The organism is Enterobacter cloacae complex sp. P27C, from assembly GCF_014895705.1.
Taxonomy (GTDB): Bacteria; Pseudomonadota; Gammaproteobacteria; order Enterobacterales; family Enterobacteriaceae; genus Enterobacter; species Enterobacter bugandensis.
Map to the genome: position 1 here is coordinate 109614 of NZ_JADBQB010000003.1, position 15223 is coordinate 124836.

General features: G+C 57.2%; 11 protein-coding genes. 5 read left to right on the top strand and 6 right to left on the bottom strand.

From position 1 onward, the window contains the following. Positions 1-341: 341 nt before the first annotated feature. Positions 342-2582 carry an EAL domain-containing protein gene (locus IM291_RS06740; RefSeq protein ID WP_192986434.1) on the top strand — a complete coding sequence of 747 codons (2241 nt, stop codon included), beginning with the start codon at positions 342-344 and terminating at the stop codon, positions 2580-2582. Positions 2583-2586: 4 nt separating this feature from the next. Here the strand turns inward: IM291_RS06740 and ppx are convergent, their stop codons facing one another. From ppx to purM, 4 genes are all read right to left on the bottom strand, one after another. Continuing rightward, entirely contained in the window at positions 2587-4125 is a 1539-nt protein-coding gene (gene ppx / locus IM291_RS06745; protein ID WP_028014034.1) for an exopolyphosphatase, read from the bottom strand. Between the two features lie 3 nt (positions 4126-4128). Then, the gene (gene ppk1 / locus IM291_RS06750; protein WP_028014033.1) at positions 4129-6189 is read right to left on the bottom strand and encodes a polyphosphate kinase 1; all 2061 of its coding nucleotides are present in this window, start codon (positions 6187-6189) and stop codon (positions 4129-4131) included. Positions 6190-6372: 183 nt separating this feature from the next. After that, positions 6373-7014: a phosphoribosylglycinamide formyltransferase gene (purN, locus tag IM291_RS06755; protein WP_028014032.1), complete on the bottom strand. Its 642-nt coding sequence runs from the start codon at positions 7012-7014 to the stop codon at positions 6373-6375. After that, the gene (gene purM / locus IM291_RS06760) at positions 7011-8048 is read right to left on the bottom strand and encodes a phosphoribosylformylglycinamidine cyclo-ligase (protein WP_008501643.1); all 1038 of its coding nucleotides are present in this window, start codon (positions 8046-8048) and stop codon (positions 7011-7013) included. The genes purN and purM overlap by 4 nt, the downstream gene beginning before the upstream one ends. A 266-nt stretch (positions 8049-8314) precedes the next feature. On the opposite strand from purM, the gene IM291_RS06765 reads away from it, so the two are divergent. The 4 genes from IM291_RS06765 (at position 8315) to IM291_RS06780 (ending at position 12759) form a co-directional block, all read left to right on the top strand. Beyond that, positions 8315-9745 carry a 6-phospho-beta-glucosidase gene (locus tag IM291_RS06765; RefSeq protein WP_192971219.1) on the top strand — a complete coding sequence of 477 codons (1431 nt, stop codon included), beginning with the start codon at positions 8315-8317 and terminating at the stop codon, positions 9743-9745. Between the two features lie 217 nt (positions 9746-9962). Beyond that, entirely contained in the window at positions 9963-10589 is a 627-nt protein-coding gene (gene upp / locus IM291_RS06770; protein ID WP_008501641.1) for a uracil phosphoribosyltransferase, read from the top strand. Positions 10590-10671: 82 nt separating this feature from the next. After that, complete coding sequence (gene uraA / locus IM291_RS06775) at positions 10672-11961, top strand: uracil permease (RefSeq protein ID WP_017692944.1); 1290 nt, start codon at positions 10672-10674, stop codon at positions 11959-11961. A 96-nt stretch (positions 11962-12057) separates the two neighbouring features. Beyond that, positions 12058-12759 (top strand): DnaA inactivator Hda, encoded by a 702-nt coding sequence (locus IM291_RS06780; protein ID WP_211438414.1) that lies wholly within the window; start codon positions 12058-12060, stop codon positions 12757-12759. A gap of 86 nt (positions 12760-12845) precedes the next feature. On the opposite strand, the gene IM291_RS06785 is transcribed toward IM291_RS06780, so the two are convergent. Both IM291_RS06785 and IM291_RS06790 read right to left on the bottom strand, forming a co-directional pair. After that, positions 12846-14264, bottom strand: coding sequence for a M17 family metallopeptidase (locus IM291_RS06785; protein WP_192971376.1), 1419 nt, complete (start codon positions 14262-14264; stop codon positions 12846-12848). Further along, positions 14264-15220: a N(4)-(beta-N-acetylglucosaminyl)-L-asparaginase gene (locus IM291_RS06790; RefSeq protein WP_192971220.1), complete on the bottom strand. Its 957-nt coding sequence runs from the start codon at positions 15218-15220 to the stop codon at positions 14264-14266. Before IM291_RS06790 ends, IM291_RS06785 begins: the two co-directional genes overlap by 1 nt. Positions 15221-15223: the final 3 nt, after the last annotated feature.

Below are 15223 nucleotides of genomic sequence, written 5' to 3' on the forward strand. Positions count from 1 at the left end.
TGGGCATGCCCTTCTGGGCGACGGGGATATTAAGGCACAGCGGAAAGAGAGGGTCAATTCCGTCATGTGTAAATAACCGTCAACGTTTACATTAATTATTGTTATTGAAATTAATATTTGCATTTACCATATTGATAATATGAAGAAAATTATTTCAAAAAAACGCTGTGCAAAGCTTATTTGCGTAAAATAGTTTGATTTATGTCAACGGATTCCCGGCCCTGATATTTAAAATCCCTCCTCCATACCGTTCGCCCCGCACGTCGCCGGGCGGCGCCAGGTCAGGTTGGATGCCTGTCATTATTTTCCTTCTGGAGAAAAAGGGGTTTAACCGGGCATCTATGAACATTTTTGCTTTCCTGAAAAAGAATCAACACCGCTGGTGGGTATTGCCGCTTATTTTACCGGTGGTTTTACTTCCCGTACTGAGCGTGGCGAATACGTTCACGCACCTGGGCGACGGGATAGCGGCACTTTATTATTTACCGCTCTCGTTTTTGCTTTCGCTGATGATGTTTTTTGGTCTGGAAGCCCTTCCCGGGATCGTGTTGTCGCTGTTTATCCGCTATTACCCGTCGGTCGGGATGTTTGAAACCGTCGCCGGCGTGCTCCATTTTATTGTCCCTATAGTGCTTAGCTGGGGCGGCTACCGGGTGTTTGCGCCCAGACGCAATATGACGGCGTACGGCGACGTACGGCTAATGGCGCAGCGCATCTTCTGGCAGGCCTTCTGCCCCGCGACGCTGTTTCTGCTGTTGTTCCAGTTTGCGGTGTATCTGGGCGTGTATGAGAGTCGCCAGAGCCTGGCAGGGCTTAACCCCCTCAACATTCGCACGCTGATCAACTATCAGGCCTTGCTGGTCAGCGGTCTGACGGGCGTGCCGTTAAGTTATCTGCTGATCCGCCTGATTCGTCATCCGCGCTATCTCAAAAGCCTCATCTCGCAGATCCGTACCCAGATAGACAAAAAGGTGACGCGCGCTGAGTTTCTGATTTGGGCCATTGCGCTTGCCGGGCTGCTTTCGCTCCTGCTGCTGCCGATGAATGAAAACAGTTCGATTTTCACCACTAACTACACCCTGTCGCTGCTGATGCCGGTGATGCTCTGGGGGGCGATGCGCTTTGGCTATAAGCTGATTTCGCTTATCTGGATCCCGATACTGCTGGTGTCTATTCACTATTTTTACCGCTATATCCCCGTGAACCAGGGGTACGACATTCAGCTGGCAATCACCTCTTCCAGCTATCTGGTCTTCTCGTTTGTGGTGATTTACATGTCGATGCTGGCGACCCGGCAGCGGGCGGTGAACAAACGCTCCCGCAGGCTGGCGCTGCTCGACCCGGTTCTGCATATGCCAAATCTGCGGGCGCTCTCGCGCGATCTGGCGAAAAACCCGTGGTCGGCGCTCTGTTTACTCCGCGTTCCTGAGCTTGAAATTCTGGGCCGTAACTATGGCGTGTTACTGCGCATTCAGTACAAACAGCAGCTGGCGCAATGGATTAACGGCACGCTCCAGCCCAATGAGCAGGTCTATCACCTGACGGGCTGTGACATGGCGGTTCGCCTAAATGCCGAATCGCACCAGCAGCGGATTGAAACCCTGGACGAGCACATCAAGCAGTTCCGCTTTGTCTGGGACGGCATGCCGCTGCAGCCGCAGGTGGGGGTGAGCTACTGCTATGTGCGTTCGCCGGTTAACCACCTCTATCTGGTGCTGGGTGAGCTGGGGGTGGTGGCCGATCTGTCGCTCTCCTCTAACCACCCGGAAAATCTTCAGCAGCGCGGCGCCGTCCATCTGCAGCGCAGCCTGAAGGATAAAGTCGCGGTGATGAGTCGCCTGCAGCGTGCGCTGGATAACAACGCATTCACGCTGCTCGTTCAGCCCGTACGCGGCCTGCGTGGCGATAGCTATCATGAGGTCTTGCTGCGGATGACTGATGCAAACGGGCTGTTGATCTCCCCTGAGCAATTCCTGCCGATAGCCCAGGAGTTTGGCCTCTCTTCGCGGGTGGATTTGTGGGTGCTGGAGCATACGCTGCGCTTCCTCGCCGCGCATCGCGAACGGCTGCCCGGCCAGCGCTTTGCCATTAATCTGGCCCCTTCAACGGTGTGTCGGGTGCAGTTCCCGCTTGAGGTGAGTCGCCTGCTGGCGAAATATGCCATTGAGCCGTGGCAGCTGATCTTTGAAGTGACGGAGTGCAGCACCTTCTGCAACGCGGAGCAGGGGCTCCACATCCTGCGGCAGCTGCAGAAAATGGGGGTACGCATTGCGATCGATGATTTTGGTACCGGCTATGCGAGCTATGCGCGGCTGAAAAGCGTGGATGCGGACATTCTCAAAATCGACGGCGATTTCATCCGCAATATCGTCAACAACAGTCTGGATTACCAGATTGTGGCCTCTATCTGTCATCTGGCGCGCATGAAGAAGATGCTGGTGGTGGCGGAATATGTCGAGACCGAAGAGATACGTAGCGCGGTGCACGCGCTAGGCATTGATTATGTGCAGGGCTATCTGATTGGCAGACCGGCACCGCTTGAGTCACTGCTGGAAGCAGAGGCGTCCACGGCGGACGCCTGAGCCGTTACGCGGCGACGTCGGCGCTATCTTCCTCGATTTTGAGCATCCAGCCGGTGACCGCTTCCCAGTACTGCTGCTCTTTTTCCAGGTCCAGCAGGACCAGCGCGTTCTGGCTGAACCAGTCGTGCGGGAAGCTCAGCGTCCAGTGGTGATCGTCGGTTTTCAGCTTCAGCGTTGGCGGTGTGGTGGTGGCCTGACGCTGATTGTTCAGCAGCACGCCCAGGCGCAGCAGCTGAATAAGCGGCAGGAACTGCTTTTTCTTAAACAGCGTGAAGCGCGGCAGATCGTCGAGCTTGATGGCTTTACGGTGATAGCGCACCAGGGTCGCCATCATGGTTTGCTGCTCCTGGTTGAAGCCGGGCAGATCGCTGTTTTGCAGAATATACGCTGAATGGCGGTGCATCCCGCTGTGGTTGATGTTCAGCCCTACCTCGTGCAGCATCGCGGCCCATTTCAGCAGCGCGGCAAGCTGCGGGTGCGCCAGCTTGGGGTTCTGCTCCTGCCACTGCTCGTACATCTGCACCGTGGTTTCCAGCACGCGCTTCGCCTGCTCGCGGTCGATGTTGTACTGGTTGGCCAGGCTCTGCGCGGTGCGGCTGCGAATGTCCTGATGGCGGAAGCGGCCCTCCATCTCATACAGCACCCCCTCACGCAGCGCGCCGTCGGAAAGGCGCAGCTCTTTAATCGCCAGGGCGTCAAATACGCCGCAGAGAATAGCCAGGCCCGGCACGAAGACTGCCTTACGCTCGTCGGAAAGCCCCGGCAGGCTTAGGGCGTCAAAACTTTTATGCTTCAGCACCTCTTCGGTCAGCAGGGTCAGGCGTTCAGGCGTGATAAAACCGTCTTTTTCACCCATCGCCAGCAGCACTTCATGCGCCGCCTTGATGGTGCCCGACGCGCCCAGCGCCACGTTCCAGCCCTGAATGCGGTACTGCCAGGCCAGATTCTCCAGCTTCTGGATCGCAGCCATTTTCGCCCGCTGGAAGTTTTCACGGGTAATGGTGCCGCCGGGGAAGTACATCTGCGCGAAGCTGACGCAGCCCATGCGACGGCTCTCCACCAGGCGCGGCTCAAAGTCTTCGCCGATCACCAGCTCCGTAGAACCACCGCCGATGTCGATCACCAGCTTGCGCCCTTTTTCCGGCTGGGTATGTTCAACGCCCATGAAAATCAGACGCGCCTCCTCGTTACCGGAGATGATCTCAATCGGGTAGGGGATCACTTTTTCGGCCCGCTTGAGGAACTCCGGCGCGTTCAGCGCCTGGCGCAGCGTGTGGGTGCCCACGATGCAAACGCTGGAGGGCGAGAAGCCCTGCAGGCGTTCGGCAAAAAGCGACAGGCAGTTTAAACCGCGCTCCATCGCCTCTTCGCTGAGCATGCTGCGCTCATCAAGCCCATCCGCCAGGTGTACGCGCTGCTTCAGACGACCGATGATCTGCAGCGCGCCATCCACCTCACGGGCGATGACCATGTGAAAACTGTTAGAGCCAAGATCGACCGCGGCGTATTCCTGCGGGCGTGGGGTCTTATCATTTATCGGCATAGGTTAATCGGGTTGCTCGAGTGATTTGATATAGTCGTAAATCGCCAGCTGTGACCGCACTTTACGGCGGTTGCCGCGCGGTACGTAGCGGTTACTGAGTTCTTTGTCGATATAGCGCGCCTTCACCGTATCGCTGAACAGGATCTCGATAATGTCGAGGATACGCTGTTTCAGACGCGGATCCAGCAGCGGCGTCGCGACTTCAATTCGATAGTCAATATTGCGCGTCATCCAGTCTGCCGAAGAGAGATAGACCTGCTTATCGCCCGCATTATCGAAAATATAGACCCGATCGTGCTCCAGGTAGCGGTCAACGATGCTGATAACGCGAATATTGTCGCTGATGCCTTCCAGTTCCGGAATAAGCGAGCACATGCCGCGGATCAGCAGGTTAACCGGCACGCCGGAGCTGGACGCCGCATACAGCCTGTCCACCAGCCCTTTATCGACCAGGTTGTTAAGCTTCAGCGTGATGCCGGACGACAAGCCTTTCTGCGCATTGGCGATCTCTTTATCGATCATATCGTACAGCAGGCGGCGCGAGTTCTGCGGTGAGACCAGCAGATAGTCGAAGCTCACCGGACGGTACGGGTTTTCGATAAAGTTAAAGACCCGGCGCACTTCGTTGGTAATGCGGGCGTCAGCGGTTAAGAGCGAGTAGTCGGTATAAATCCGCGCGGTTTTTTCGTTAAAGTTCCCGGTGCCGATGTGGGCATAGCGCACCACGTCATCACCCTCTTTACGCGAGATCAGGAACAGTTTGGCGTGAATTTTCAGACCCGGCGCGGAGAAGATCACGTGCACGCCCGCTTCCGTCAGGCGGCGCGCCCAGTGAATGTTCGCCTCTTCGTCGAAGCGCGCCTGCAGCTCAACCACCACGGTGACTTTTTTGCCGTTGTGTGCGGCATGGATCATCGCGTCGATGATGCGAGAATCTTTCGCCACGCGGTAGATGTTGATTTTGATCGCCAGCACGTTCGGGTCGAACGAGGCCTGACGCAGCAGCTCCAGCACGTGTTCAAAGGTGTGGTACGGGTAGTAGAGCAGCACGTCGCGCTCGCGGATGGCGTCGAATCCGTTGCGGAACTTATCGAACCAGATATGACGCAGGCGCGGCAGCGGTTTGTTCACCAGATTGGCTTTGCCAACGTTCGGGAAGCCAATGAAGTCTTTAAAGTTGTGGTAACGGCCACCCGGCACGATGGAGTCATAGCGCGAAATGGTCAGCTTTTCGCGCAGCATTTCCACCATGGCGTCCGGCATGTCGCGCTGATAGACAAAGCGCACCGGCTCGGCCGTCAGGCGCTGTTTCAGGCTGGAGGACATCAGCTCCATCAGGCTGGCTTCCATCTCGTGCACCAGGTCATATTCGGCGTCACGGGTCATCTTCATCGAGTAGGCGTTTAACGCATCGTAATCGAAGAAGCCTTTGAAAATGTCGTCCAGACAGTAGCGCAGGATGTTATCCAGCAGGATCATCGGCTTGCGTCTGCGCGGGGTTTCCGGCGGCAGGTTCACAAAGCGCGGCACCTTGTCGGACGGGATCTCCAGCAGGGCATAACGGATGGATTCACCGCGAATAATTTCCACCGCCAGGTAGGTGTAGTCATCCTTCAGGAACTGCACCAGATCGGTTTCGCGGTTGATCAGAATCGGGGTAATGTGCTGGCGCAGGTACTGTTTAAAGTAGTGGCGCAGCCAGTTTTGTTGGTTAACGGAAAGCTGACGTTCGTTAATCAGGAAGATTTGATTGCGCGCCATCTCCAGCAGCAGTTCGTTATACAGGCCGTCAAATTCCTGATCGGCTTTCAGCACGCGGGACTGGATTTTGCCCAGCAGATGCCGCGAGTGCGAGTTTAAGCCCTGTTCTTCGCTGATGATGATGCGTCTTTTCAGCTCGGCAAAGCGAACCTTGTAGAACTCATCCAGGTTGTTGGAATAAATGCCTAAAAAACGCATGCGTTCGATCAGCGGGTTACTTTTGTCTGCCGCTTCCTGGAGTACACGTTCGTTAAATGCTAACCAGCTTAGCTCTTTCTCGATATATAACTTTTCCTGACCCATTACAGCTCACACTCCAGTTCAATCACAGGACGTGGTAAATCCGTCTCGTCCTTATTATGGCGAGCATTTCCACGATATGTCCAACAGTGCCAGAAAAGTATGACAGTTATTTTTTTTGTTGAGGAATTTAGCGGGTTGGGGGAGGGAATATCGGGTAAGCGAAGCGCCACCCGACATAGCAAACTACTCTTCGGCCGCATAACCCTGCGGGGGCAACTTCACGCCGTCCAGCCAGGCTGCGCCGTCGCGCATCTCCAGACGCCCGTCGACAAACCAGCTTACCACCAGCGGATAAATGGCGTGCTCCTGCGTCTGCACGCGTTCGGTCACGTCGTCTTCGTTGTCGCCGTCAAAGACCGGGACTTTCGCCTGCAGGATCACCGGGCCACCGTCCAGCTCGTCGGTCACGAAATGGACGGAGGTACCGTGCTCCTCGTCACCGTTTTCCAGCACCTGACGATGGGTATGCAGGCCGGGATATTTTGGCAGCAGGGAAGGGTGAATATTCAGCAGTCGACCGGCGTAGTGTTCGACGAAGGCCGGGCTCAGAATACGCATATAGCCCGCCAGCACCACGAGGTCGGGCGCGTAGGCGTCAATCTCCTGCACCAGCTCGCGGTCAAAGGCTTCACGTCCGGCGAACTGGCTGGCTTCCAGCGCGTGAGCGGGAATGTTCGCTTCCCGCGCGCGCTCAAGGCCGAACGCGTCGGCCTTGTTGCTGAAAACTGCCCGAATGGTGCCATTGATTTTCTTCTGTTTGCAGGCGTCAATGATGGCCTGCAAATTGCTTCCGTTACCGGAAATGAGCACCACGATGTTTTTCATTCAATGACCACACGCTGTTCGGAATCGGAGGCTTTAATCGTACCGATTTTCCACGCGTTTTCACCTTTCTCGGTCAGCAGCTTAACCGCTTTATCCGCTTCGCTTGCCGGCAGGGCGATAACCATGCCCACGCCGCAGTTAAAGGTGCGGTACATTTCGTGAGAGCTCACGTTGCCTGCAGTCTGCAGCCAGTTAAAGACGGCTGGCCACTGCCATGAGGATTCGTCGATCACCGCCTGGGTGTTGTCAGGCAGCACGCGCGGGATGTTTTCCCAGAAGCCGCCGCCGGTCAGGTGGGCAATGGCGTGCACGTCGACGTTCTCGATCAGTTCCAGCACGTTTTTCACGTAGATGCGGGTTGGGGCCAGCAGGTGGTCGGCCAGCGGTTTACCGTCCAGCTCGGTGGTCAGCGGGTCGCAGCCGCTTACTTCGAGGATTTTACGCACCAGAGAGTAGCCGTTAGAGTGCGGGCCGCTGGAGGCCAGCGCGATCAGCACATCGCCATCGGCCACTTTGCTGCCGTCGATAATTTCTGATTTTTCTACTACGCCGACGCAGAAGCCCGCGACGTCATAATCTTCGCCGTGGTACATGCCCGGCATTTCAGCGGTTTCACCGCCCACCAGCGCACAGCCGGACTGCAGACAGCCTTCGGCGATACCGTTAATGACGCTGGCTGCGGTATCCACATCAAGTTTGCCGGTCGCGTAGTAATCGAGGAAGAACAGCGGCTCTGCGCCCTGAACCACCAGGTCGTTCACACACATCGCAACCAGATCGATACCGATCGTGTCGTGACGTTTTAAATCCATCGCCAGGCGCAGCTTGGTGCCTACGCCGTCAGTACCCGAGACCAGAACAGGTTCACGATATTTTTGCGGCAGCGCGCACAGTGCGCCGAATCCACCCAGACCACCCATCACTTCCGGGCGGCGGGTTTTCTTCACCACACCTTTGATTCGGTCAACCAGCGCATTACCTGCGTCAATATCAACACCGGCATCTTTGTAGCTGAGAGAAGTTTTGTTGGTCACGGCTTAAATCCCCACGCGATTGCATAGCTAGTAAGAAAAATCGGCGCAATTCTAACAGTCCAGGCAAACGTTTGCGAGCCTATTCTGGACGTGGGGATCTTTTTTTCTGTATAGCCCGTAAATGCAGCCAAACTTGACTCCGTTCACGAAAATGAAACCGGTTTCGGCGATCTGCTTGCAACGAATATCCCCTTTGCACATCATCGAACTGAAACCGGTTTCTGTAATTGTTTTTGCAGAAAATAACGCAGAATGAGGGAAAGCGAATGTCAGGATTCAAAGCAGATTTTCTGTGGGGTGGGGCCGTTGCGGCGCACCAGCTTGAGGGCGGCTGGAAAGAGGGCGGTAAGGGCGTAAGCGTTGCCGACGTCATGACCGCGGGCGCCCACGGCGTGCCGCGTGAAATCACCAACGGCGTGCTGGAGGGGAAAAACTACCCTAACCATGAGGCTATCGATTTCTACCACCGTTATAAAGAAGACATCAAACTCTTTGCCGAGATGGGGTTCAAATGCTTCCGTACCTCTATCGCCTGGACGCGTATCTTCCCGAAAGGCGACGAGCTGGAGCCGAACGAGGCGGGCCTGAAATTCTATGACGATCTGTTCGACGAATGCCTGAAGTACGGCATCGAACCGGTTATCACGCTTTCCCACTTTGAGATGCCGTTCCACCTGGTGACGGAATACGGCGGCTGGCGCAACCGTAAGCTGATCGACTTCTTCGTGCGTTTTGCAAAGGTCGTTTTTGAGCGTTACCAGCACAAGGTGAAGTACTGGATGACCTTTAACGAGATCAACAACCAGGCTAACTTCCACGAAGACTTTGCGCCATTTACCAACTCCGGGCTGAAGTACGCGCCTGGTGAAGACCGCGAGCCGGTGATGTTCCAGGCGGCGCACTACGAACTGGTGGCCAGCGCCCTGGCGGTGAAGGCGGGCCGCGAGATTAACCCGTCGCTGCAGATCGGCTGCATGATTGCCATGTGCCCCATCTACCCGCTGACCTGTGCGCCGGACGACATGATGATGGCGATGAACGCCATGCACCGTCGCTACTGGTTTACCGACGTTCACGTGCGCGGCAAATATCCGCAGCATCTGCTCAACTACTTCGAACGTCGCGGCTTCGTGCTGGATATTACCGAAGAAGATAAGGCGGCGCTCACGCAGGGCTGCGTGGATTACATCGGGTTCAGCTACTACATGTCTTTCGCCACCAAAGCGACGGCAGATAACCCGGCGCTGGACTACGACGAGAGCAAGAGCCTGGTCTCCAACCCGTACGTGCAGAAATCCGACTGGGGCTGGCAGATTGATCCGGTCGGGCTGCGCTACTCCCTGAACTGGTTCTGGGATCACTATCAGCTGCCTCTGTTTATCGTTGAGAACGGCTTTGGCGCGATCGACGTGCAGGAGAGCGACGGCACGGTGAACGACCAGTACCGCATCGATTACCTTTCCGCACACATCCGCGAGATGAAAAAAGCGGTGGTGGAGGACGGCGTGGATCTGATGGGCTATACCCCGTGGGGCTGTATCGACCTGGTGTCTGCCGGAACGGGCGAAATGAAAAAACGCTACGGCTTTATCTTTGTCGATAAAGATAACGAAGGTAACGGCACCCTGAACCGCAGCAAGAAGAAATCGTTCGACTGGTATAAGCAGGTGATTGCGAGCAACGGCGACAACCTCTAATTGTCGGGTGGCGCTAACGCTTACCCGACCTACAATACACGTAGGCCAGCGTAAGCGCAGCGCCACCGGGCAAGACCCCGCACCCAAGCCGGAGCCCAGCCTCCGGTTTTTTTGTTTTTGATTGATATACGTCAAGCAAGTTGGGTATGGCGCAATCCGAAAAAAGCGGTATAATCCCGCGATTTTTTTGCGGATGCCACCTCAGAGGAGAAAGAGAATGAAGATTGTGGAAGTGAAACACCCACTCGTTAAACACAAGTTGGGCCTGATGCGTGAGCATGACATCAGCACGAAGCGTTTTCGCGAACTGGCTTCTGAAGTGGGCAGCCTGCTGACCTACGAAGCAACCTCCGATCTGGAAACGGAAAAAGTGACCATCGAAGGCTGGAACGGCCCGGTGCAGGTTGAGCAGATCAAAGGTAAGAAAATTACCGTAGTGCCTATCCTGCGTGCCGGTCTTGGCATGATGGAAGGCGTGCTGGAGCACGTACCGAGCGCGCGCATCAGCGTGGTCGGTATCTACCGTAACGAAGAGACGCTGGAGCCGGTACCTTACTTCCAGAAGCTGGTCTCTAACATCGACGAGCGCATGGCGCTGGTGGTTGACCCAATGCTGGCGACCGGCGGTTCAATGATCGCCACCATCGATCTGCTGAAAAAAGCGGGCTGCAGCAGCATTAAGGTGCTGGTTCTGGTTGCTGCTCCGGAAGGGATCGCGGCGCTGGAAAAAGCGCACCCGGACGTTGAGCTGTACACCGCCTCTATCGACCAGGGGCTGAACGAGCACGGGTACATCATCCCGGGGCTCGGCGATGCCGGCGATAAGATCTTTGGTACGAAATAATCGAATAACGATAAATAAGCCGACTTTGATAGTCGGCTTTTTTTTGAATAAAAACCAACAATACTACACAGAGGAAAACACTATGACGCGCCGTGCTATCGGGGTGAGTGAAAGACCGCCGCTTTTACAGACTATCCCGCTTAGTTTGCAGCACCTGTTCGCTATGTTTGGCGCAACCGTGCTGGTGCCAATCCTGTTTCACATTAACCCGGCTACCGTGCTGTTGTTCAACGGCATCGGTACGCTGCTGTACCTCTTTATCTGTAAAGGCAAAATCCCGGCGTATCTGGGGTCGAGCTTTGCTTTTATCTCGCCGGTGCTGCTGCTGTTGCCGCTGGGTTATGAGGTCGCGCTGGGCGGCTTTATCATGTGTGGCGTGCTGTTCTGCCTGGTCTCCTTCATTGTGAAGAAAGCCGGTACCGGCTGGCTGGACGTGATGTTCCCGCCTGCGGCGATGGGCGCCATCGTTGCCGTCATCGGCCTGGAGCTGGCAGGCGTGGCGGCGAATATGGCTGGTCTGCTGCCTGCTGATGGGCAGTCGCCGGACTCCAAAACCATTATCATCTCACTGGTGACGCTGGGCGTGACGGTATTTGGCTCCGTGCTGTTCCGCGGTTTTATGGCGATTATCCCGATCCTGATCGGCGTGCTGGCGGGCTACGCGCTCTCCTTCGTCATGGGCGTTGTGGATACCACCCCGATTGCCGAGGCGCACTGGTTCGCGCTGCCAACCTTCTACACCCCACGCTTTGAATGGTTCGCCATTTTCACCATTCTGCCTGCCGCGCTGGTGGTAATTGCGGAGCACGTTGGCCACCTGGTGGTGACGGCGAACATCGTGAAGCGCGACCTGATCCGCGACCCCGGTCTGCACCGCTCCATGTTTGCCAACGGTTTCTCCACCATCATCTCCGGTTTCTTCGGCTCCACGCCAAACACCACCTACGGTGAAAACATCGGCGTGATGGCGATTACCCGCGTCTACAGTACCTGGGTTATCGGCGGCGCGGCGATCATCGCCATTCTGCTCTCCTGCGTGGGCAAGCTGGCGGCAGCGATTCAGATCATTCCTGTGCCGGTGATGGGCGGCGTTTCTCTGCTGTTGTACGGCGTGATCGGTGCCTCCGGTATTCGCGTTCTGATTGAATCCAAAGTGGATTACAGCAAGGCGCAAAACCTGATCCTGACCTCCGTTATCCTGATCATCGGCGTGAGCGGCGCGAAGGTGCACATCGGTGCGGCCGAGCTGAAGGGCATGGCGCTGGCGACCATCGTGGGCGTGGGCCTGAGCCTGATTTTCAAGCTGATCTCGGTGATCCGCCCGGAAGAGGTGGTCCTGGACGCTGACGAAAGCGAAAAAGCCCCACACTGATCCATTAACTGGGCGAAGGATCGCCCGGTTCTCTCCTGGCGGGTTCCGTGTTAAACTCATCGCCGATTTTATGTAAGATCTCTGGTTGAGGTATTTCTGAACGGACCGGCACAGCTCTCTCTGCCACTCTATCTCCCTGACGACGAAACTTTTGCGAGTTTCTGGCCGGGTGATAACCCCTCTTTACTGGCTGCACTGCAAAACGTGCTGCGTCAGGATCACAGCGGATACATCTATATCTGGTCACGCGAAGGCGCGGGGCGCAGCCACCTGCTGCATGCCGCCTGTGCCGAGCTTTCGGCGCGCGGCGATGCGGTCGGCTATGTGCCGCTGGATAAACGTACCTGGTTTGTGCCTGAAGTGCTTGAGGGCATGGAACATCTCTCGCTGGTCTGCATCGATAATATCGAATGCGTGGCGGGGGACGAGCCGTGGGAAATGGCGATCTTTAACCTCTACAACCGCATTCTGGAGTCGGGCAAAACCCGGCTGCTGATCACCGGCGATCGTCCGCCGCGCCAGCTTAATCTTGGGCTGCCGGATCTGGCGTCTCGTCTGGACTGGGGACAAATCTACAAGCTCCAGCCGCTATCAGATGAAGATAAGCTGCAGGCGTTACAGCTGCGAGCAAAGCAGCGCGGCTTTGAGCTGCCGGAAGACGTGGGCCGTTTCCTGCTCAAGCGTCTGGACCGCGAGATGCGCACCCTGTTTGATACGCTCGATCAGCTCGATCGCGCCTCCATTACCGCCCAGCGCAAGCTGACCATTCCGTTTGTGAAAGATATTCTTAAGCTTTGAGTTTTTTGCCCGGTGGCGGCTACGCCTTACCGGGCCTACGAAAACCGCTCCCCTTGTAGGCCGGGTAAGGCGCAGCCGTCACCCGGCTAAAGATCCCCCAGCAAGTGCTCCACCAGCAGCGGAATCGGCCTTCCCGACGCCACGCTCCTGCCATTCTCGCGCCACAGCGCCGTGCCGCTGATGTCCAGATGCGCCCACGGGATCGTCTGCGGGCAAAAATGGTGCAGCAGCCACGCCGCCGACGCGCTGATTGCCGCGTTGTTTGTCGGGGTGTTGCACAGATCGGCAATCGCGCTGTCGGTCTGCTTTTTCAGCCGCGCGTCCAGCGGCAGGGACCACACTTCGTCACCGCTCCGCTTACCCGCCTGCGTCAGCGCGGCGCGCAGCGGCTCGTCCTGCGTCATCAGCCCGCTCAGCTCATACCCCAGCGCTTTCACCACCGCACCGGTTAAGGTCGCCATATCAATGATATAGCGCGCCTGCGGATGGCGCTGGCTGGCCCAGGCGATGGCATCCGCCAGCACCAGTCGGCCTTCGGCGTCGGTGTTGTTGATTTCAACCGTCATGCCGTTGCAGGCCGTTGCTACCGAGCCGGGCTGCATGGCGTCCGGTCCGATGGCGTTTTCCGCCAGCGCCAGCACGCCCATGATGCGTACGGGCAGCGCCAGCTCTGCTACGGTCAGCACCAGCCCCAGCACGTTGGCCGCACCGCACATGTCGTATTTCATGGTGTACATGCCTGCGCCTTCCTTCAGCCACAGGCCGCCGGTATCGAAGGTGATGCCTTTACCTACGTAGCAGCGCACCGGGCCGTCAGAAACGCCGTCATAATGAATAGCCAGCAGACGTGGCGGACAGGTCGCCCCTTTGCCGACGGCGTTCAGCAGCCCAAGACCTTGCTCAACAATAGCCTTTTCGTTCAGCACCTCGCAGCGCAGGGCAGGGTAGGCGGCACACAGTTTTTGCGCCTCTTCGACCATAAACTGCGGCGTACAGCGATCGGAGGGTATATCCGCCAGGCGACGCGCTGCGACCATGCCGTGAGCGATGGCCTGCTGCTGGCGGAAAATTGTTTCCAGCTTCGCCTGCTGTTCCGGCAGGCAGAGGGCGGTGATGTGCTTAATACGAACGCACTCACTGGTTTTTTTCAGCTGTAAATCGCTCAGCCTGTGCGCCTGATTAAAGAGAAAACGCAGCACCTGCGCCAGCACTACCTCGTCGATATTTGTTGCGTCCAGCACGATATCTGCGCTGACGGGAGAGGCAAACAGCGGTCGCAGGGCGGCAAGCAGGCCTTCAGTGAGCGCGTCATGCCAGAGCGCATCCGGCAGCAGGGTGATGCGCGCAAAGGGCGCGCAGCCAAAGCGGGTGTCTGCGATGCCGTCAGAGTCACGCATTTCCGCAACAAGCGCGGTTTGCGGCAACTGCGCACAGGAGACGCGGGCGATTAAATGGCTTCGCGGCTTCGCGTCAGAAAGCGCGGTGATAAACTGATACGCGATCATCATGACTCCTCAATCGGTGCGCGGATCCGCGCGGCGTAGGCCTGCATCCACTCTTCGTCCACGGCGTGATAGTGCGTTTTCTCCCGCTGGCGCTCGGTACGAAAAACGGTGATGGGCTGACGGGCCGTCGCCACCACAAACGAGAAGGTTTTGATGTTAGTGGCGGCGCCAAATTCGCCCCTGTTGTTCATGCACACCACGGAGAGATCGCCCACGCGACCGAAGCGCGACATCAGCTTGTCTTCCAGCTCGAACACCACGGAGTCTGCCGCCTGCTGCGGCGTCATACCCTGCGCCATGCGACGAACGATTTCGTAGCTCGTGCAGCCTTTCATCAGATCTTCACCGACGCCCGTAGCGGTGGCCGCGCCGGTTTCGCTGTCGCAGTAAAAGCCGGAGCCGATAATCGGCGAATCCCCAATGCGGCCGCGTTTTTTCATAAACAGGCCGCTGGTGGAGGTGGCAACGCTCATCGACCCCTGCTTATCGAGGCCGATAATGCCGACGGTGTCGTGTCCGTCGTACGGGCTTAAGCCCTTATCCAGCGTCTCGCGGCAGCGTTTGCGGTAGTGCTGTATAGCCCGTTCGGTAAGCATGCTTTTGTCGGCAAAGCCCTGACTTAGCGCCCATTCACGCGCGCCCTGGCCGACCAGCAGGCTGTTGTAGCGCTGGCGGCTGAGCGCGTGTGCCACGCGCACCGGGTTGGCGATATCCACCAGGTTCCCCACGGCACCGAACGCCAGCGTGTCGCCGTCCATGAATGCCGCGTCCAGCTCGACTTCGCCGTTTTCGGTCGGCAGTCCGCCGTAGCCGACGGATTTATAAAACGGAAAGTCTTCGACGGCGGCGACGGCATCAACCACCGCCGTAGCGACCGGTTTTCCCGCCGCCAGGGCAGACGCAGATTCCGTTACCCCTTCAAGCGCCATTCGCCAGGTTGCGATAATTCCCCACATGCT